This is a genomic window from Dietzia sp. DQ11-71 (assembly GCF_014144995.1).
Classification (GTDB): domain Bacteria; phylum Actinomycetota; class Actinomycetes; order Mycobacteriales; family Mycobacteriaceae; genus Dietzia; species Dietzia kunjamensis.
In genome coordinates this window covers 1-20,936 of record NZ_JAALDT010000221.1, presented here as the reverse complement: position 1 = coordinate 20,936, position 20,936 = coordinate 1, and the positions used below count along the sequence as shown (strand labels likewise).

The 20,936-nt window shown below is 66.7% G+C and carries 8 protein-coding genes; 1 reads left to right on the top strand and 7 read right to left on the bottom strand.

From position 1 onward, the window contains the following. Positions 1-94: 94 nt before the first annotated feature. The 6 genes from G6023_RS08685 to pglX all read right to left on the bottom strand — a co-directional run bounded on the left by G6023_RS08685 (position 95) and on the right by pglX (position 15,915). A complete protein-coding gene (locus G6023_RS08685) occupies positions 95-1,867 on the bottom strand; it encodes a DUF262 domain-containing protein (RefSeq protein WP_182635019.1) in 1,773 nt (590 codons plus the stop codon). A gap of 166 nt (positions 1,868-2,033) precedes the next feature. Further along, on the bottom strand, positions 2,034-4,145 hold the full coding sequence (locus tag G6023_RS08680; protein ID WP_182635017.1) for a DEAD/DEAH box helicase: 2,112 nt from the start codon (positions 4,143-4,145) through the stop codon (positions 2,034-2,036). Further along, positions 4,146-5,447 carry a BREX system ATP-binding protein BrxD gene (gene brxD / locus G6023_RS08675; protein WP_182635015.1) on the bottom strand — a complete coding sequence of 434 codons (1,302 nt, stop codon included), beginning with the start codon at positions 5,445-5,447 and terminating at the stop codon, positions 4,146-4,148. Further along, a complete protein-coding gene (gene pglZ, locus G6023_RS08670) occupies positions 5,448-8,357 on the bottom strand; it encodes a BREX-2 system phosphatase PglZ (protein WP_182635012.1) in 2,910 nt (969 codons plus the stop codon). It abuts the gene before it with no gap. Beyond that, positions 8,354-12,214: a DUF6079 family protein gene (locus G6023_RS08665; protein ID WP_182635011.1), complete on the bottom strand. Its 3,861-nt coding sequence runs from the start codon at positions 12,212-12,214 to the stop codon at positions 8,354-8,356. Before G6023_RS08665 ends, pglZ begins: the two co-directional genes overlap by 4 nt. Positions 12,215-12,219: 5 nt before the next feature. Next, entirely contained in the window at positions 12,220-15,915 is a 3,696-nt protein-coding gene (gene pglX / locus G6023_RS08660) for a BREX-2 system adenine-specific DNA-methyltransferase PglX (RefSeq protein WP_347570748.1), read from the bottom strand. A gap of 101 nt (positions 15,916-16,016) precedes the next feature. On the opposite strand from pglX, the gene G6023_RS08655 reads away from it, so the two are divergent. Beyond that, positions 16,017-16,694, top strand: coding sequence for a hypothetical protein (locus G6023_RS08655; protein WP_182635007.1), 678 nt, complete (start codon positions 16,017-16,019; stop codon positions 16,692-16,694). Positions 16,695-16,702: 8 nt separating this feature from the next. On the opposite strand, the gene G6023_RS08650 is transcribed toward G6023_RS08655, so the two are convergent. Beyond that, a complete protein-coding gene (locus G6023_RS08650) occupies positions 16,703-20,752 on the bottom strand; it encodes a protein kinase domain-containing protein (RefSeq protein ID WP_182635005.1) in 4,050 nt (1,349 codons plus the stop codon). Positions 20,753-20,936: the final 184 nt, after the last annotated feature.

The following is a 20,936-nucleotide window of genomic DNA, read 5'->3' as shown; positions in this document are numbered from 1 at the left end:
CGTGTCGTCCTCACCCACGCTCAGATGCGAAGAGCCCGTTTACCCCCATCATTCAACGCGATATCGCAAAACTTAGACACGTCGACTACGCATATTATGCTAGTTCCTTTGGCCAAACGAGCACAGCAGTGTCCAAAATTTCATTCATCCTTTGGTTAGCGGCGGAATTGTCCCATACCTTTAGGTTAATTTGGGCGTGCAGCACTAAATCTTGAGCATTGGCCCATTTCCCCAATGCCGCACATTTTTGGTCAAAATTCTGGGGCAATGAGCTGTTCACCGTCATGGGTAACAGCATTAGGTTGCCGAGCTTTCCAACCCAAAAATTTTGTCGGGAGTTGATGGATTTCCCACCTTGGGACTCTATATGTTCCAGTGTTAGTGGATCGTTAGCAGGAAGCGACGAACTACCCCAATGGCGTTCTACTTCTTGAAGAGTGCGCCGCACGCGATGAATATCGCCCGGTCGCTGCGTAAAGTAGGTTAACCGCCGCAACCCGTCTTTGAACTGCGAATCTGTGGGCATCAGCGAATTCGCGTCCTCTTTGAAATCCGCGAGCGCAGCATTGACAGCATTCTTACTTGGGGCATTGTCTACCGCGTAAGCTGCACGTCGATACGCTCGTCGGATTGTGGAGGTGGACGGCCTTTGAGCAATGGACCACCTGAACTGCAGGCACTCGATAACTCTCAGAAAGTCAAGCAGGCGTGCGTGCGCGATTTTCGTCCCTGGGCAATGGATATAGTTTCGAAGAAGAGAGAACAGCAAGTTGAGAGGCAGGGTCGAATTTGGAACAAGGCAGCCATACAGCGCGTTATCGATCAGCGCGAACTTGTCCGATCTCCAACGTCCTGCAGGAACCACCTCCTCCCAATGTTTGCCATTCGGCGAGGCAAGCGTACGGTCGAATTCCTTGAAGATCTCTGCAGTTTGATGGAAGAAGCGGATAAATTCCGTGGCATTTGCCTCTGGGGTTCCTTCCCCATTCAAGTACGCCTCAACTGAACGGCGAATTCGATTGGTAGCGACGTGCTCGCTATCGGCTTGATGTGAAGTGGAATTCCAAGCGTATCCGATAAAGTCCTCAGCCTTAACCTTCTGTTTCAACCACGAGCTGGTTTCAATGTGTTCGATACTCTTCGCCCAAAGCGTCTCTTCCTCGCGCGAAGCACTAGCAGGAATTGCAGATATGACCTGGTTTTTTACGAGGTCCACCTGATTAAGACTCTTTCCGCGATCATTCAGGGTCTCAAAAATTTGGAACGCACTCTGCCGATCATCTACCAGGACGTAGACCACTGTCGCCCTTATAAATCTATCGCGTATCCGGTCCAAGACTTCGGACTCCGGAACATCGGGATCAGACTTTACTTCGTTGACAATCTCGTCGGTGAAGATACGATAAGCAGCGTACTGGGCCTTTTCTGCGTTACTCTTTGGTTCTTTCCCAAGAATGACCGATGACGATTCGGAGAAAATGTTCAGCTGCAAGTAGCCTGATTCGGTTCGGTGCTGAAGCCTGAATACGGTCTCGCCGGAGAGATCGACGCGCTGCAAGTAGTGCGCTAGCCCTTGACTTCTACCGGTTTCGCCGATCTTTTCGTACGCATCCTTCAGAGCCCGTATAGCAATCAGGACAGTGGTCAGTCTTTGCTGGCCATCCACTATGTCTCGCCGATCCCCGCCAGACGGGTAAACAACCATATTCCCAATGAAGTGACCTTTGGTTGGACCGTTCCGTAAATCTTTCCAAAGGTCCAGAATATTCTCTTCATCCCATGCGTACGGTCGTTGATACCGCGGCACAATATGCTCGCCTGTCAGGATGATCTCAGCGACAGTTCTCTGGTTTGCGTCAAAACCCATTCTCTATATTCCGTTCATCTCGTTGCGAGAATTCACATTCGCGGTTATTCACGGAATGCTGTCCAATCCCCGTCTATCTAGCCCGGTTCTTAATTCATGAATATAATCCCAGTGATGGGCACGTATCCAATATGCTTACTTTAGTGCAAAATCCAAACTTACATGGTTACTGGGTGAGTCGTCTCGCGATTACCTCTAGTGCCCACTCGACAGGAAGCGCCTCGGAGAACTTGAGCTTGTCGACCAACGATGGCGGCACCGCCGGAAGCGGCCGCTCGGTCTCCGGCAAAGACGCCCAGAACTCGAGCCGCTCAGCCGCCGGCCCGGTGGGCGTGCCCTCGTGCAGGGTAATCGCGTCGGGCTGGACCATGCCTCCCTGCGGCGCCAGCTCCTCGCCTAACGCCGGCCCGAGTGCCGCCTGGTACCGACGGTTGGCGGCACTGCCCTCGTAGGTCCACCATTTCCGGACGTTGTCCGTGGTGGTCCAGACCGGCCCGTGTGGGCTCACCGTGTGACGCAGCCGGTCCTCGTCGTCGGCGAGTGCGGCGCGGGCGCGTGCCGTAAGTCGAATCTGCTCGGGGAGCTCGCCCAGCAGCACCGCCCGCATGCCCTGCGCGACCTGCCGACCGATGTCGGCGCCCCCGAACCCGTACCGTGCTCTGCCGCCGCCCGCGGCGGGCTCCACCTGCACCCGATGCCTGGGCCAGTTGATGTCGGTGACTTTCCACGACCGCCCCGCGAGAAGCAGGTGGATCGGCCCATCGACGCCGGTGAGAGCCCGCCACTCGACGGTGCCCACCTCCTCCCGGCCGGCGAGCACGGTGAACTCTCGCGGCATCGCGAAGGTGGTGAGCAGGTCCATGAAGTGTCGGCGGCCGAACACTCTCTCGGCGTCGGGCCCGAGGAACATGGCGCCGCCGTCGACGTTGAGGTAGCCCCGCTCCACCAGGAAGTCGACGATCAATTCGGCGGGACGCTCCAGGGTGTCCACATGCATGAGCGGTGTCGCCGCCCACCGGTCCTGCCAGCCATACCGCGGCAGCGCGCCCTCCTGCAGCATCGCGGCCATGATCTGCTGCGCAACCAGGTGCAGAGGCACCGGAGGGGACACAACGGGCTCGACGTACCCGGAGCCCCAGGCATGGAGCAGCCCCAGCGTCCGGAGCAGGTGCCGGGGTTCGGTGGCGATGAACAGGCAGTTGCGGACGGTGCCTGCGCGGCGTCCGGTCCGGCCGAGCCGCTGGAGGAAGCTCGACACGGTGGTCGGGGCACCGATCTGGATCATCCGGTCCAGGTCCCCGATGTCGATGCCCAGCTCGAGTGTCGAGGTGGCCACGATCACGCAGTCGCGCGCTTCGGCGAAGGCCAGCTCGGACCGCCTCCGCTCCTGGGCGGAGAGCGACGAGTGCGAGAGGTACACGTCCACGTCGAAGCCCCGGAGCATCGATGCGAGCTCCTCGGCCTGCCGTCGGCTGTCTACAAACACGAGCCGTTTCTGCCCCCGGTACAGCTTGGACAGCAACACAGCGGCGGAGTCGAGAGTGTCGACGGCATCCACGACGATGTCGGCGTCACCGGCGACAGGCCGGACCGCCTCGCCCACGGCGACGCCCGGTGCGATCACCCGACCGGCCCGCCCGTCGACACCGCCCTGCAACCACCGCAGCAGCTCCTCGGGGTTGCCGACGGTCGCGCTCATCCCGATCCGCTGCAGCGGCCGTCCGACCAGGTGCTCGAGGCGCGAGAGGACGGCGGACAGATGCCATCCGCGATCGTCGCCGGCAAAGGCGTGCACCTCGTCGATCACCACGGTCCGTAGGTTTGCGAACAGCGTGCGGTGGTCGGTCTTGGTGGAGGCGAGCATCGCCTCAATGGATTCGGGCGTGGTGAGCAGGATGTCCGGCGGGTCTGCCCGGATCGCCCTACGCGCACTCTCGCCGACGTCCCCGTGCCACACCTCGACGCGGCGACCCATCCACGCGGTGTAGTCGACCAGTCGCACGGCGAGGTTGTTGAGCAGAGCCTTGAGCGGGGTGACGTACAGGACGGTCAGCCCGGCCCAGTCCTCGTGGGCCATGCGGGTCAGGACGGGGAATACGGCGGCCTCGGTCTTGCCGCCGGCGGTCGGCGCGAGCAACAGGGCGTCCTCGCCGTCGATGAGCGGCCTGACGGACTCCTCCTGCAATGGCCGCAAGCCGGGCCAGCCGAGGGAGTTGACCACGTGGTGCTGCACTAGCGGGTGCAGCGCGGGGAAACCCTGCGGGGCGCGGTGGTCCATCTAGAGCTCGATGGCGTCGGGGTCGTCGATGATTGACGACGACGAGCTCGCCACCGCGGACCGTTCGCTCTGGCTGAGGTCGGTCGCATCGAGCGTGGGCGTGAAGTGCTGCCGCGGGAGGAAGTCCGGGAACATCTCGACGCGATCCAGGCAGTCGACGAGCATCCGCAGGTACTGGCGGGGTGCGATCCCCACCTGGCCGCCGAGTTTTCCCGCCACGGACTCGGCGAGCACGCGCAGGTAGGCGTCGTCGACGAGGGTGGTGACCCGCTGGGCGACGGCGGGGTCGAGGCCGACCGCGTAGAGGTCACGCACGCGCGACCCGACCTCGACCAGTCGGTCGAAGTCGAAGGCTTGAAGCCGGATCTGCGGTTGCCGGGGGTTGTCGAAGCGAGGGTCGGCGTCGAACTTCACGCCGATCCGTTGGTCGAGCGGAGGCAGTCGCTTGATGCCCTGCTGTCCTTCGAAGAAGGCGCTGGTCCCGGTGATGAGCAGGTACATCCCGGGGTAGCGCCCCGAATCGAGCTCGTCTATCCACTGCCGCAGAGCATTGAGCGCCTTCTCTCGCACGTCGCCGCGCATGCGCTGGAGTGTCTCGACCTCATCCAGGACCAGCAGGAGCCCGCGGTGGCCGGAGCCGGCGAGCACCTGGAGTAGCCCCTGAAAGAAGCCCATTGCCAGGAAGTGGTCGAGTTCGCCCTTCACCCCGGCTGCTCGTTTAGCAGACGCGGCAACGTTGCGCTGACCCCCGAGCCAGGCTGCAAGCCCGTCGGCCACCTCGATCTCACCGTTGAGCAATGCGTCCCGATACCCCCGCAGGGCGAGCGGGAACACGGGCGCAGCGTCGGCGACCGATCGCAGTCTTTCTTCGAGCAGTTCGGCGCCGTCTGCTCCGGAGGAAGCCGCGTCGTCTTCCACCCCGAGGAGCCAATCGTCGAGCACCGCCCGGAATGCCTGTCGTGAGACGGCGGGGGTGCGGAGTTCTTCGCAGGCCCTCCGGTACACGGTCTCGAGCCGATGCAGGGGCGTTTCGAGTTCGGAGATCTGGACCTCGGACACGGCGAACCCGCGATCGAGGGCCTGCTGCTGGAGCCAGCGCGCGAAGAAGGTTTTGCCGGAGCCGTACTCGCCCCGGACTGCCTTGAACACTGCGGCACCACCGGCGACCTTGTCCAGTTCTTCTCCCAGGACGGGCGCCAGTCGGTCGAGGCCCACGGCGAGCTGGTCCAGCCCGTCGGCGGGGACGGTGCCGCGGCGGAGGGCGTCGATGATCGCGGTACGGCGGGCGGGGGAGACGGTCATCTACAGTCCGAACTGGTCAAAGAGGGTCTGGGACGCCAGCACCACGTCGTTGTCCTCGCGCTCGAGGACCGGCATGCCGTCGACGTTGACGACCTTCTGGATCCTCGCGATGGTGCCGTTGATCTGCAGCGGGTTGAGTCTGAGCGTGGTCCCGAGCACGGCGATAGGCATGCGGCCGTTGTTGGCGGCGATGTCGCGCAGCACGTCGGCCAACTCGCGGGGAGTGGGCTTGAGTTGGTGCGCTTTGACACGCTCCTTGAAGTACGGGGCACGGCTCAGATCCGAAAATTTATCTGCGGGCTGCTTCGACCGGGCGGGTGGAGGGGAAACAGGCGACTCATCTCCGTCGAGCGACTCGAACAGCGAGACCTGGTTGGCGTCCCGCTGCGCGGCTCGTCGCGTGGAGGGTTTCGCCGCGGTCGGCTGCTCGGCCCGTCCTGCGGCGGGCTGCCCCACGGCCGTCTTGGCCTCAGCAACGGTCGACGTCGCCGTCGCGATCGGCCACCACGCGGGCCACGGGTCCTGGACGGGCGGACCTGCGGGGAAGGGCGAGTCCTCTCCGAGCCCGTCGAGGCTCTGGACAAGAACGGCGACGGGCGCACAGACCTCAGCGGGGGAGGCACCGCCATGATAGCCGGCCTTCTTGCCGGTGTAGCGCAGGTCCTCGTCCACGGCGAGGACCGCGCTGTGATGCGGTGCGCCGCTGGCGCCTGGCGCGAGCACCCGGTTCCCGGACACTGCTCGCTCGCCGTCCTGGGCGGGAGCCCCGGTGGCGGGCCGCCATCGGGCGCTCACGGCGCCGTCGGCGGTGACCTTGCCGATTCGACTGCGTTCGACCACGTGTCCGTGGTCGGAGAGCAGGACCACGTCTCGTCCGACGGCCCTGGCGTAGTCGAGCAGCTTGTCCAGGTGGGTGATGCGCGAGGTGGTCCAGGTGGTGGCGATGGGATCGGACCGGTCGAGAGCGTCATCGACGGTGTTGAGCACCGCGCCCACCACGGGGACGTGCTTGGTGTCGTAGATGGCGCTGCGGACGGTATCGCCGATGCTCGCGTCGAGGTCTGCCTTGTGGAACAGTGGCCCGTCGCTGACAGAGGGGTGGGCGGGGAACAGGGCGGCGAACCCGGTCCGCTCCTCCTGCTGCCCGCCGAGGGCCAGCTCTCCGCTGAGCAGGGAGGTCCTCGACGCTGTGGTCACCGACGGCAGGGCGGAGGCTGCCACGTCGAGTCCGAGGGAGGCCAGGTCGAGCCGCTGCCACACAGTGGCGTGACGGGCTGCCACGTCCTCGAGTAGCCCGTGCGCGGCGGCCACGGAAAGGCCATCGATCACCACCACGAGCAGCGCCCGCTCACTCCGTTGACCGGACTCGACCGGCCCGGACGTCCGCAGGGGCGCGACGACCCTGGACAGCACGTCCTCCACGAGCAGGGCGTCGCCAGCGGTGGAGCGGTCGGCCAAACGCGCACCGACGAGCGCAGCGAAGGTCCGGTCGATGTCGCGTCGTACGGCGAGGGTGTGGTCGAGGACGCGACGACCGAGCGCGTCGGGGTCCGCCGCAGACTGCCCGATCGCGGGCTTGGGATCGGCGGTGAATCCACGCCACGCCGAGTTGACGGCCCGGTCCACCCAGCTCAGCTCGTCAACGTACGCGCGCATCGCCTCGACGTGACCGACAGAACGCATCCGGTCGGCCACGGCGGTGGCCTCGGTCCGGTTCCACCGGTGGAGCCGGACCAGCGCGGCGGCGGTCTCGAGGTCATCGGGCCGGGAGCGCTCGGCTTCGACGTGCGCCCGCAGCGCCTCGAGCCCCCGCAGCAACGCGGTCTCGCTCCCTCCGTCGAGGGCGGTGGCCAGGCCGCGGGCGTACACGTCGAGGCGTCGCTGGAAGGCGCCGGGCAGGACTGTGGATCCGGCGAGGAGCGAGGCGCCGCCGTTCTGCTCGAATCCGGTGATCAACCGGTGGGCCTCGCCGAGTACGGCGGTGAGCGGCTGCCCGTGATCGAGTGAGGTGCGGACGGCCTTGGCGGCGGCGAACCCCCATTCGCGCAGGGACTGGTCTCCGAGGGTGGCGCCGATGTGGTGCCTGAACAGGGCCCGCGCTCCGGTGAGTTCGGTGGGTGTGTCCTGCCAGTCGGGCGTGCGGAGGGTCTCTGCTACCAGGCCGGCGGGCAGGAGTGCCCGTGGCCCGCTCTTGGCCCACAGGCTGCGGATCCCGGGGCCCGTCAGCGTGAACGTGCGGCACAGCCACGTGATGAGCCCCGCGCGAACGTTAGACGTGAGCCGCGAGGCCAGCTCGTCCCACGCGGCGTGGGCGTCGGGGGTGGCGCTCCACGCCAGGAGGTCCGCGAGCCGGTAATCCGGTTCCAGACCCAGCACGAGCGTACTGATGGCCCCATAGAGGTGGTCGGCGGTGAGGACCGGAGTCGGGGTGGGGGCGAGAGTGTCGCGGTGGTCGGCCAGCGCGGTCGTGAGCCCCCGGACGTCGTCCCGCTCTCGGGGGATGCGGCCGTCGGTCTTGTCTGCCGAGAACATCCCGAGCAGGGTGCCCACGGGGTCGAGCTCCCGCATGCGCCCGAGCGGTTGGAAATGCTCCTTAACCCCCTGGGGGATCTGCTCCTCGGGGAGGTCGGTGAGCACGACGCGCCACGGCACCTCGGGGGCATTCCGGTGCCGCACCACGTCCCGGATCTCCAGCACAGTCCGGCAGCAGTGGACCGGCACGGTGAGGTTGTCGACGCGCAGCTCGGTGCCGTCCCATTCGGGACGGGCGTGCATCACCAGCAGACCGCGCTTGTGCTGCTTGTCCCGGTAGAGGCCGTGGAGGAGTGGAATGAGGTCGGCGGCGGTCGCCGTACCGAGCGACGACGACGAGGTGGCTCCCCCCGCAACCCCTGCACTGGCCGTGGTCACGTCTCGGGCTCCTCGGCGGTGATCTCGATCCGGAAGCGGGTGCCCGCCCCGTAGCTCTGCCCAAGATCAGCGAGGGCCGTGTGGATCGCGGCCTCGACTTGGCTGCCGTGCGCCTCGAATGTCCGGCGTGCACCGGAGCCGGTGATCTCCACTTCGGTCGGCGGAAGAGGTGGCAGCGGGGGTGGAGGCGGCGAAATCGGCGGGGTCGGGATCGGGGGCGGGGGCGGACCGACGATCGCCTTGTTGATCCAGTCCTGAGCGCGCTTCTCAAACTTCTGAACAGCCGTGGCCAGATGCTGGACGAACTCGTGGGTATCGATGCCCTTGTCGAGGTCCATGACGATCTGCGTGGCTTCGCCGCCGAGGGGTCCCTGCTTGGCGCGGCCACCGATCAACGTCTCGAGGGTTGGGCCGAGGTTGCGCGCCACGGCGGCGACGTCCTCAGCGGTGGTGATGGACTGGCTCGCCTCGTTGGTGGTGGCCCCGAGGTAGGTGCCCGGCCCCTCACCGGCGCCGGCGAGGGCGGTCACGATCTCACCGTGGTGCTGCTTCTTGCGCACCAGCGTCTGCAGCAACTCGGTCTGCCGGCGCGCGAGCTGGAGCCGACGCCCGTCCGCTCCTCGGCCCAGACGCTGCTCGAGCTTCGACAGCTGCTCGACCAGATCCTCGCTAGATCGCTTGAACTCCTCGGCCTTGCTCGCCACCTCACCCACCAGGTGGGTCAGGTTAGTGGGGGAGAGGTGGCCGCGCTCGGGAATGCCGAAGAGGTGCTGGGCGGCCTGGACGGCGCGATCCCATTCGTCCTGCTCCGGCAGCACGGGTTCGCGCAGCTGGTGGGACTGCTGGATGTCCTTGAAGGCCGGGGCTGCGACGGGCGTTCCGTAAGTGAACCAGCTGCGGTCGCGCGACTCGGCCCAGGCCGCCGCGAGCAGCGTGGTGCAGTCGCGGTTGAGCCCGGCTTGCGGCATGAGCTTCTCGACGGCGGCCACGACCTGCGCCACCGTGAGTACGCCGTCGGCCTGCCCGGACTTCTCCGCCTCGGCGAGCGCGCGGTCGATCTGGCCGGCGAAACTGGCAAAGGTGGCGCTGGGGAACACGAGGTGCGACTCGTGGACGTCGGCCACCCGGAGGCCACCCAGCACGAGCTGGACTGACTTGCGCTCGGCAGCGACAACCGCGGCGCGGCCGTCTTCGCGGGCGTCGGACCGGCGCAGCACGTCGAGTGAGACCGCGAAGTCCTTCTGCGTGAGCGCGCTGGTGGTGTCGAACCGCGGGTGATCGGGATAGCGCTGGTCAAAGGCCTGATCGTAGAGCCGCCGGGCGGCCTCGCGCAGGGAGGCGCCGACGGGCCGCTGGACCACCACGGAGGAACTCAACGAGCGGACGGGCGGCTGCCCCTCGGGGAACACCGCCCCCTCGGCGATGCCATACATTTTGCGCAAGATGGCGGACAGCTGCCCGGCGAGCTGGTTCCGCTGGGTCACCATGACCTGGCGAACACGCTCGCGGTCGCCGTCGGCGAGGTAGCTGGTGTAACCGAGCCACTTCTCCGACTGCAGAACCCAGTCCATGGTGACGAGCTTGCCCAGGTCGTCCATCTGCTTGCGGTCGAGGAACGCCGGCAGCCAGGCCAGGGTGAAGTGGTCGTGGCCCTCGGTTCGCAGGCGGTCCAGGCGAGCGTGATCCTCGGAGACGCCGTGTCCCTCCTCGTCGAAGGGCAAGTCCACGATCACCCGCAGCGCCCCGGGTTCGACGGGCGCCAAGAGGGTGTCGGGCACGGAACCTGGGTCACGGACGTTGCCACGAACGATCTCGACGGTCCGGTTCGTTCCGCGCCAGGTGATCCGGGTGGAGCGCGCGCCGTCGGCCTGCGCGTCGATGGCCGCGATGCCGAACTCCTCCTGCAGCATGGACCACAGACGTTCCCGGCGCCGCGAGAAGGTGTCCTCGCCGCGCGCGCGTTCGAGGATCTCGTCGAAGGGCAGTTCCTCGAGCGTGATGGAGATCAGCGGATCGTGGCTGTCGGTCCCCACGGTGATCTCAGGAACCGAGGTGTTCCACTCCCGGACCGAGGCGAGCGCGCGGGTCGGCGCGTCAGAGGCGACGATGGAGACGAGCTCCCCGTGGTTGAGGTGAGCCAGCCGGCTGGCGGTGAGCGCCTTGAGCCCGGGCACCTCGGGCGCGAGAGCGGAGAGCAACAGCGTCTTGGCCAGTCGGAGCTGGGCCCGCACACCCTTGGGCTGGTCCAGGTCCCGCACGCTCGGGTCTGCATCGGGAAACTGGGCCAGGACGGCGGGACGGAGCTTGTCGTGCCACAGCGTGCGCGCCGTGCGGAACCGGGCGGCCACCGCCTCGTCGGTACCACCCTTCTGGGTCCCGTCGATGATGTAGTCGAACACCTCGCCCACGGGGATCACCTGGTCGACGGTCATGGTGTCGGCGAGGTCGACGAGCATCGACTCCATCACCTTGAGCGCAGTGCGGTCGCGCTGCATGGCGGTGGACAGGTGGACGAGGGTGTCGATGAGGACCGGGCTGAAGGGGTAGGTGAGGCGGAACTGTTCCTCGGTGGCACCGCGGTGCTGGTCGTCGGTGTTGACCTTGTCCAGCAGGACGGGCTTGACGGCCGGGGACAGGTGCAGCCGTTGGAACGAGGCCTCGAGCGCCTCAACCGCTGCTGCGTTCTTGGGCGTGAGGAGTCGACGGTGGGCGATCTGCGGCAGGTTGGCCGAGCCGAGCGCGATACCGGAGAAGCGGCCTTCCTGGTGAGCGATGGCCTGCTCGCGGATCTTGGTGGCCTCACCGGCCTCGATGGACGAGTCCTTCCACGCCTTGAGGTCGTGCTGGCGGGCGATAAAGCTGACGACCGGCACGGCCATGCGCCCCTGGTCGGATTCGACGAACCCGGTGAGCTTCTGGATCTCGCGGCCGAAGAACTCGCGGTTGGAGAAGTGGAAGGTGAGCCACAGGATCAGCTCGTCGAGCAGCAGGACCACGGCCTCGTAGCCGAGGGTCTTGGCGTGCGCGGCGATGGCGGACAGCCCCTCGGGCAGATGCAGCCAGTCGGTGTTGGTGTGGGCGGAGGTGATCCACGTCTGGCCGAGCGCGGAGACGAGCGCGTCCCGCTCAGCGCGGGACGCGGCGGGGTGTCGGGCGCGGTCGTAGGAGTCGCGGTCCCAGGTGGTGGCGGTGGCGCCGCCGAGCGCGGCCAGGTCGAGGCCGCCGGGGGTGGAGGACGACGACGAGGTGACGCCGCCAGGTCCGGTGGTGGCAGTGGCCAGGCGTGCAAAAAATCGCTCGTCGCCGACCTCGGCCCGCATCTGTTCGGCGTTCTCGAGCAAGCCGTCGGCCATGTGGAGTACCGGCGGGGTGACTCCCGGGTGGAGCCGGTTCAGGTGCCCGAGGTACGCCGAGAAGAGGGTGTCCTCGATGGAGTTCGAGCCCAGGAAATGGAAGGGCAGCGCGAGGATCTTCGAGGACGTGGCCCGCGGGTGGTCGGCGATGTGCTGCTGGAGTTCGGCAATGGCGCGGGCGCGGGGGTCGCCGGTGAGCAGGGCGAGCAGCACCGCCATGAAGTGCGACTTGCCGGAGCCGAAGGAGCCCTTGAGGAAGGCGCCCTTGTTCTCCCCGGACGCGAGCGCGCTGTCGACCAGAGCCAGGGCCTCGTCAAAGGCATCGCCGATGGACGGGGTCACCACGTACTCGGCCAGGGTGGTTCCGAGTTCGTCCCTGGTGACGGCGTCGGAGAGTTGGAGGACGAACGTCGAGGTTCCCGAGTGCTCGGGGATCGAGAAGACGTCACGCAGGGTGGGGCTAGTGCCCGACCCTGCCGTCGCGCCGGGAGGGGTGAAGGCCATGTCTTCTAGCTTTCCTTACCGGGTGTAGTAGCAGCGGCTGCGACGCGCTTGCGGCCGCGAGTTGCGGGGGCGGGACGCCATGCGGGCAGGTCAGCGATCGCGACGCCGGAACGCTCAGCGAGCGATGTGAGCTGTCCGCCGAGGTAGTCGGCCCAATCGATTCCGGAGTGGGCATCCATGCCCGAGTGCCACTGGCGGATCCACGGCACGAGCTCGGCCAGCCCGGCGACGAGCGGGACGAGTTGGGCGGGGTCGGTGTCGTCCTTGCGATCGTCGTACAGCGACACCAGGGCGATGCCTTGCTCGGCGTGGTCCCAGCCGGCCCAGCCCAGCATCGCGGTGGGATCGTCCGGACCCGAGGCACCGGGGTAGGAGATGAACCGTTCCTTGGGCACGTCGAGCTTGCCTCGAGCCTGCCAGTATGAGGCCTTGCGGAAGTCGGCGGAGGTGTACTTGGGCGGGACCGGAACCTGCGCGGTCGTGATCTCACCGCGGTCCTCGGCGCGCTGGGCGTCCCAGGTGACCTGCCATTCGGCAAACTTGCGCAAGCCCGAGTCCTTGAGGCGGAGCGCGGCCAGGTACGGTACGGCCTCGTCCGCCAACAGCGCCACGAGGTTGGCGAGCACGCCGGCCTGCCGCTTGGTCGACCACAACTCCAGCGCCTCGGAAACCCCGGCCAACTGCGGCGCGGTCTCGACCTTCGCGGCCAGCTGACGCACCGATTGCGGCTGCGGATACCCGTTGGGGTCCTTCCACAGCTCGGGGGTCTCTAGCCTGTCCAGGACCCACGCCGCTAGAGCTGCGCGGACCCGGTCGGCCCACGGAACGGAGGACCAGCGCCGCTTGTACTCGGGCCGCTCCAGCAGCTCCAGGGAGCGATCCTCGGCCATCAGGTCCAGGCGTCGCTGCACCGCATCGCGGTATTCGGGCGGCAGGTGGGCGGGTATCTCGGTGACCGGGGTCGAGCGGTGGCGATTGAACCACGCCGTCTCGGCCTCGCCGTGCCGGATTCGGCGCGCCAGGGCGATCTCGAAGGCCCGCTCGCCCAACGCGATCCTGGGCACCTTACCCACCGGGATCGACATGTCGGAGTTGGTGAACCCGTACAGGTGATATACCTGCCAGTCGAGTTCCTCCTGCTCGGAGATCATCAACCCCCGGATGCGTTCCCATTCGGCCTCGCCGCGGGCAAACAACTCCGCGGACGGAGACGAGTCCTCGAGAAGCGCGGCCGGCTCGACCGCCGCCAGCTCTTGGGCAAGCTGGTCAACGCGCCGAGCACGCTCCAACACCGAGCCAGCAGGGAGGGGGAAGTCTTTCAGCGTGGTGCCCGTGAACTCAAAAAACTCGTCAAAGAGCTCGTGGCGAGATTCCTGATTGACGCCTCCCAATCCCTTGCCGAAGCAGTTCTGCTTGAGCCAGAAGCACGCCGTCGACGAGTTCAGCACGCCCAACAGTTCGAGATGCTCGTCCTCGCTCGCCCCCTCCGGCAACTTGATCACCGGCGCCGACTGCTTGAACACCTTCCCGCCGCGATCCAACACAAAATGGTTATGCGTCGCCACAAACGCAAACGTTATTGCGAGCTGTGTCCGATAACGTTCCGCCACCCAGCGGTACCAGCCCCACCAGCCATCTTCATCGGAGCTTCGAGTCTCTCCTTCGAAGCCAGTGACCCCTTGGAGGACTCTTCGGTTCCGCCAACTCCAGCGGTACCAGGGAGACGACCTATCAAGGGCGATTAATTCGAAATGGTCGTTGTAAGGAGCAAACGCAAATTGCTCTGGCCTGATGCTCCATTCACGGACAACTTCTCCGACGATGAGACCTCGCACAAACTTGTCGTCGACGCGTGCGGCGCGGAGAGCGGATCGCGGGGCGAAAAACGCATCGTCAGCGCCTGGGAAGCTGGCAAATCCGATTGGTCTTCCAAGCTCCGAAGCCAGATTGCCAGGAGCAGTCTTCAATTGCTGGCTCACAGTTGTCGCCGCGCCGCCCTGCAACGACCACGGATGAACCGAGAGCATGTCGCGCGGCAAATCGACCACACTGATCCACTGGTCCTCGTAACCCGGCATCTCGATGTGGTCGACGATACTGCGCCACACAAATCCCTGCGCTGGGTTTTCCGGTGCACCCGGCTCGCCTTGGATTCCGAGCACCGCTCGCACTTTGCGTTTGTCGCGTCTCGTCTTGATTTCGATCGGGCGATTTCGAGAGATAATTGTCACCGTGGGAGTGCCATGACCGGGAATGTAAGCCCCCGAGGTGTCGATGACCTCGCGTAGGTCGATTCGTTCAAAGAACTCCTCGATCAGTGGCACCCCGAATTCCCGCGCCATGAACGAATTGGAGGTGATCTGCCCGATCCACCCCGCTTCCGCGGAGTCCAGCCGTCCGGGTCTCGACAGAGCATGGAACTGCTCCATGAACGGCACCGTCAACGCATACGTGCCCTTGCAATACCCGTATATCTCGCGGTACCGGATGTTGAGCGCCTTGTCCTTCACAGTGATGTACGGCGGATTACCTACGACCACGTCGTACTGGCCGCGGCGAAGGACCCTTCTCAGGCTTTCTTCGTCCTCAGTCGTGAGAGCCGCGCCGCTCGCGATCTTGTCGGGATTGTAATCGTCGCCCAGGTTTAGACCGGTTCTCGACTTCGTGTCCTCGCTCCACAGCAGCGAGTCACCCGCGTACACCTGCAGCGGTAGCTCGGGCACATTGAGCAGACTCGACCCGCCGGTCGCTCGGAGTGCTGCCACCATGAGCCGGAATTGGGCGATCGCCACCGCGAACGGGTTGATGTCCACCCCGTGGATGGAGGAGAGCGCCAGTCGCACCTGCTCCGTCGCCTCCACCCCGGGCGCCTCAGCGCGCCAGTAATCCAGCATCCGGTGGAAAGCACCCAGGAGGAAGTGCCCCGATCCGCAGGTGGGATCGATGATCTTAAAGTCCACCTCCCCGGTCCGGCCCTCCGCATCGACCGACGGGAGCCGCGGAGAGCGCTCCTTCAGCGCCGGGGTCAGCGTGCGATCAAGGATGAACTCCTCTACGAATTCCGGCGTCTGCAATAGCGCGTACTTCTTCTTGGCGTACTCCGATAGGTCCTGATACATGTCGCCCAGGAAGCGCGTATCCAATGCCGGATCGCGCAGGGACCAGACAGTCGCATTCTCGGAATCGGCCTGCCGCCAGAACTCAACCAGACGCTGCGCAGCGTCGTCACTCGGCTCGGCAATGTGGATTCCCGCGTGCTCGCCCACCAAGGGTGCCGCCGCAGGGGAGCGCTCCAGCTGGGAGAAAGCATGCCGCAGATAGCCACGGAAGCTCTGGTCGAGATTCGCCGAGAAGAAGCGGTCCTGCTCGTCCACCGCACGCCGACGCCCGTCCGCATCCGGTCCACTAATCCAGCGTTGGTGCGCCCCCAGCAGGTCGTTATCCTCGCAGAACCGCACGAAGACGCTCGTGAGCACCCACCCCACCGCCGCCTGGGTGAGCTGATCTTCCTGCCAGTCTGCCCACGTGGCACCGGTGCGCTGGGATTCCTTGAGCGCCGCGTGGGTGGTCTTCCACTCCGCCATCTTGTCCAGGTCAGCCGCGAGGCGAGCACGCATGTCGTCAACGAGATCTCGCACCACCGGCTGCAACGCACCCGTAAGAGTCTGTTGCTCCGCCGACTTCCGCCGCCTACCCGCCACCTGGCACCTGGCCTTTCACACACGCGGACCCGCGCGTTGCGAGTCCCTCGACCATCCTACGAAGCACGTGAGAGCGGCGAGACCCGGATAGTGTTTCTGGCATGAACACCGACGAGGAGCGCCAGCGCGCCGTCGCCGCAATCGACGCCCAGATCGTCGCTCTCATCGAGGACGGCGTCCCCGCCGACGCTTCGCGGATCCGGGCACTCAAGGCCAAACGCGCGGTCGCGCAGAAGAGCAAGAAGGCAATCAAGAGGTCTGTCCGCAAGGCCCGAGAGCGGCACGCCGCGGCGGCAGTGGCTGCGGCAGTGGCGCCGGCCAAGGTCCCTCCGAAAACCGACGGGCGAATCACGCTGGTTCCCGATTCCGCCGCGGACTCCAAGCGCTTGCGGTCGTTGCCCGACAAGGAACGGAAACGGATCGAGACCGCCCGGATGGAGGTCCGGCAAACTCTGACGTGGTGCGAGGAACCGTCAGCCGAAGGGTTTCGCAACGCCATCGCGAGATGTGATGCCGAGATCAGCGCCCTCATCGACAGGGGAGTGGATTACGAGGCGGACGCCAGGACAATGCTGCGGAACCGGAGGGCCCGGCTCAAGGACCTCGCCGCGGCCTTCGCCTCCAGGCGACGTAAGTCGCACCCTTCGGAGCTCGAGTTGGCCTACCTGCTGGACGCATACCTGGAACGGCGCCGCCAGATCCGCCGAGGACCAGAGAACGTCGTCGGAGTGCTCAACATGCGATCCGGCGGCGCCCCCTCCCTGGGCAAGCGGAAGTAGGCCCTCGCTTACACGCTCATCAGCTGCGAGTCGCTAGTGATCGGGAGCGGGCGTCCGTCCACCTGGTCCGGCTGTCCCGGGGCGTCCTTGGCGCGGCCCGTCACCAACACCACCGGCCGGCGCGGGGGAGCGGTGAGATCCGTCCACCGCCCGAGCTGGGATAGCTGTGAGTACTCGGCGAGCAGTGAGGCCTCCGTGAGGACCAACGCTGCGCCGTCCGTGGCATCAACGTTGTCGAGGACGGTCGTGACGTTGGCCTCCATGACGCCGCGCACCTGCTCGGGCGGCAACCGCAGGAAATCGCCGCGCTTGTCCAGCTGGCCGCTGGTCTCGAGCAGAGAGTCCACGCTGGCGAGCACCTCGGCGGACAGATCCACCACCTCAGCGCCCAGGCGCTCAGCCAGCTTGCTCGCGACCTCGTCTCCACGGCCGTAGGGGACCGAGACGGAGACGAACCCCGGGCTCGAGGCCGCACGCGCCAATTGCTCGATCATAGGATCCTCGGTGCCAGAGCGGTCGGTGACCAACGCGGACGGGGTCCGGGTGTGCACCATGCTCAGGCCGGTCGACTGCTGCGAGTAGCGGAAATCCCGGTGCTGCGGGTCCCACGCCATCCCCGGCATGTGCTCGGCCAGAACCGCCTCCACGTCCTCACGCCTCGGCTCGCGGGTGCGAAGCTCCGGGAAGCGGGCGCGGATGAGGTCCTTGAGCAGCCCCAGGTTGAACTGGCTGGCCGCCCGCGGCAGCGTAAGGGCCAGAAGCTCGGGCAGCTCCATCGCGGTGGAGTACAGGTCGCCCGTGGCGGTGAGCGCCAACTCATCGTCGCCCGCCACCGCCAGCTCCGCCAAAGTGAGGGGATCGATGCGGGACTCCGCGTCGGCGGCGTCCGAGAGCACCGACCGGGCCGCCTGACTCAGCTCTGCGTGAACGAGGTCCGCGGGAACGTGCCGCACCCCCGGCTCGGCGAGCAGATCGTGCGCCGCACGGTTGAGTTCGGCCACCAGGGGACGCGCCCACTCGGGGTGCACACTCATCCCGATCACCCGAGCGGAGCGACCGCGGCGCAACAGCTCCACCTCGGACCCGTCCGCGGCGTCAGCGCGGTGCAGGCCCAGGTCAAACATCCGCAGCACGCCCAAGCGCAGGCGCTCGGAATCGCGGTGCCCCTGCTCCACGGGGAAACTCTGCTCCATCGCCCCGGCGATCTGCCGGATACTCGCCACCCCGCCACGGCGCACGATCTCCCGTCGGGTGGCGGCCCGGATCTCCTCGAATGCCGCGGTGAGCACCGGGGAGGATCGCCACAGTGCCGGGAACTTGCCCGTGAGTTGCGGGATCCGGCCGGCACTCAGCCGCAGCGGCTCGGCGTACCGAGACATCGCCTGGAACGGATCCTCCGGCGCGCCCTCGCCCCGCCCGAGGATCGTGCGAACCAGCCGGTAATCCGAGGTGCGCGAGCCGCCCGCAGCCCGCAGGAGTTCCTCCGCCAGCTCCGCCAACGTCGGGAGAGCGACGGCTGTCACGGGGGTGGGGGTATCGCGGGGAGTGACCGGCTCCCTCGTCGTCGTCCCCCCATCACCCGCGGTGACCGACGCGGCGACGGCCGCGAGCGCCTCACGGAACTCCTGCGCCGAGCCGAACCGCACCCCGCTGTCCCCGTCGAGCAGACGGGTGAAGATCCCCGTCATCTGCTCCACCACGTCCTGGCTCCACTCGGGAGGCATGGCCTCCGCCGGAATCACCACGTGACCGTCGGTGAGCGAGGGCTCGCTCACCCCGTCCCCGTATGTCGGGGTTTCACCCGTCGCCATCTCGAACAACACCACGCCGGCCGAATAGCGCTCGGCCGAGGAGTCGGCGATCTGCCGCGACCGCCGACCCAGGAACGGATCGCGGTACACGCCCGTGCCCACCTGGGTGTGCTGCAGGGACTCTCGGGAGGCGGAGAAGTCGAACAGGGCCAGGTGCTGGCCGCGCCCCCGTCCCACGATCCCGAGGTTGGCGGGCTTGATGTCCCGGTGCGCGACCCCCGCCGCTTCCAGAGCGACCAGCATGTCCGCCAGGTTCACCGCGAACTTCCAGAACCGGTCCTGGGAGATCCGCCCGAGCTGCAGCATGCTCGCCAGCGAAACCTCCCCGCAATCCGTGAGCACCAGGCACGTGCGCCGGTCGTGGACGACCATCGGGCCCTCGAGCAGCGCCACGAACAGCGAGGAGTACTTGGCCGGCAGCCCCTGGCCGAGCGAGCGCAGGACCTCCGCCTCCGCGGCCAAGCGCTCCGCAGCGCGCTCGTCCCGGGCCACCTTGAGGACCTTGGTGGGCGGACCAGAATCGTCGGTGAGATCTTCCACCTGCAGGCCCACCGCCGTCGAGCCAGAGCCCAAGACCTTCTTGACGACGAACCGTCCCTCGAGCACCCCGTCGATCATCGGGCGCAGCGCGTCCATCTGCTCGGCGGCCGGCTGCGGAGTGGCCGGGCGTGCGGCCTCTGCCAGGCGCCGCTCGAACCCGATCACCGGGGAGAGCCCCTGTGTGGAATCCGAGACCCCGAACTTGGTGTTGCGCGTGTCGACCGTCGCCGCGGTGGCGTCCATGACGAGCTCGCGGAGTCCCTGGTCGAACTCGCTCGTCACCGCGGACATGTCCAGGCCGCGGTCGCGCTCCAGCCGGTCGAGCAGCGAGGAGCGGTCCGTGGCCGGGGCCTGGCCGCCAGTGAGGATGTAGTAGGCCAGCGCCCCGAGGGAGAACAGATCCGCCGCCATCCGGTCCGGCGTGTGGACGCCCGCCGCCTCCGGTGCGAGGTAGACGCGGCCCGCGAGCTCGTCGCCCGGCATCGATGTGCCGGAACCCGTGGCCCCCAGGACCGTTCCCGATGCCTCGGAGGTCCCCGCGCCGGACCAGCCGTCAACCTTCACCTCGATGCGGCCGTACGCGTCAACCGACCGAGTGGAGAGCAGGCGGGTGTCGAGCAGGACGGTGGTGGGGTCAAGACCCCGGTGCGCCACCTGGTGGCGGTGTGCGTACAGCAGGGCGTCCGCGACCTGGCGGACGATCTCCACGCGCTCCCGGGACGAGAGCTTGGCCCCCGGCAACGCAACGTCCAGCGGTCGATGGTCAGGCAGCGCCGGGTAGATCACCACCTCGTCCGAGGTGCCGCGCAGCGTCTCCATCGAACGGGGGGCCACGATGTGCTCGTTGCCCAGCCCGGACAGCAGCTCGTACTCCCGGCGCAGCGTCCTGCGCATGCGGATTTGTTCGCCCTCGGTGGTGGCCGCCGCCACGTTGAGCACGCGCGCGCGGATCGGCTCGTGGGTCTCCCGGTGTTCGCCGTCCCATTCGTGGAAGCGCGGGTCGGGGGAGTCGACGCGGTCGTGCAGGAGGTACGAGCCGGCCAGGTGATCGCGGACGGTGATCCCCGCGATCTTGCGCATGGCCAGCGCAATGACCATGCTCAGTGCCTCGCTGATCCGTTCGCGTCCCACCGGCTCCTGGACGCGGTCGGCGATCGGCGGGAGGTTGGTGCGGACCTCGCGGTCGGGAAAGTCCGCCGGGTCTACTCCGAAGATGTTGTGGGCCTTGTCCGCCGCGAGGTGCGAGACCACCCCTGGGTCGTGGAGGAACACCGCCTCCTGAATCCACGGCAGGCGGCCGACTGCGGCGGCGACCTGGCGGATTTTCAGGTCCTCGTCCGGATCCCGCGCGATCCGGGCGATCTCCTGCTCCAGCCGGGACTTGAACCGCTGCGCCTTGCGGCGCGTGGCCACCATCGGCGAGCGCATGGTGTCCACCCGGCCGCCCCGGTCTGTCACCCAGCGGTGCTCGTCCCCGCCGATCCGGCCGTGGTACGACTTGAGCTCGAGCAGGTGGATGCGGGACTGGCCCACCACCAGCGCATCGACCTCGTGCCACTGGCCGTGGCTGTCCTGGAACTCGAAGTTGGCCCACACCCGGTAGGGCGCGGAGTCCGGCACGGCGTTCGCGAGCAGAGCCAGCCCCTGCTTCTCGTGCTCGAAGGCCGAGCGGGAGACCTCTTTCCAACGATCAGAGTTCTGAAGCACGGTGAGTGGGTCTCCTCGGGGCGGATCGGGACGGACGTCACCATCGGTCACATCACGTTCGAATCGTAGTGCAGCATCCGGACGGGGCAGCTCTGAACCGAGGGCTGGCGGTCACTGCACTGGCGACTTCGCTCACGGGACTTCTTAGCCTGGATCCACCGATGAGATGAACTTCTAGCGCGGT

What these genes read in the sequence shown, in the direction of transcription:
- G6023_RS08680 (WP_182635017.1), bottom strand. Translation starts at nt 4,145, where the DNA reads ATGGACCACCGCGCCCCGCAGGGTTTCCCCGCGCTGCACCCGCTAGTG.
- brxD (WP_182635015.1), bottom strand. Translation starts at nt 5,447, where the DNA reads ATGACCGTCTCCCCCGCCCGCCGTACCGCGATCATCGACGCCCTCCGC.
- G6023_RS08655 (WP_182635007.1), top strand. Translation starts at nt 16,017, where the DNA reads ATGAACACCGACGAGGAGCGCCAGCGCGCCGTCGCCGCAATCGACGCC.
- G6023_RS08665 (WP_182635011.1), bottom strand. Translation starts at nt 12,214, where the DNA reads ATGGCCTTCACCCCTCCCGGCGCGACGGCAGGGTCGGGCACTAGCCCC.
- G6023_RS08685 (WP_182635019.1), bottom strand. Translation starts at nt 1,867, where the DNA reads ATGGGTTTTGACGCAAACCAGAGAACTGTCGCTGAGATCATCCTGACA.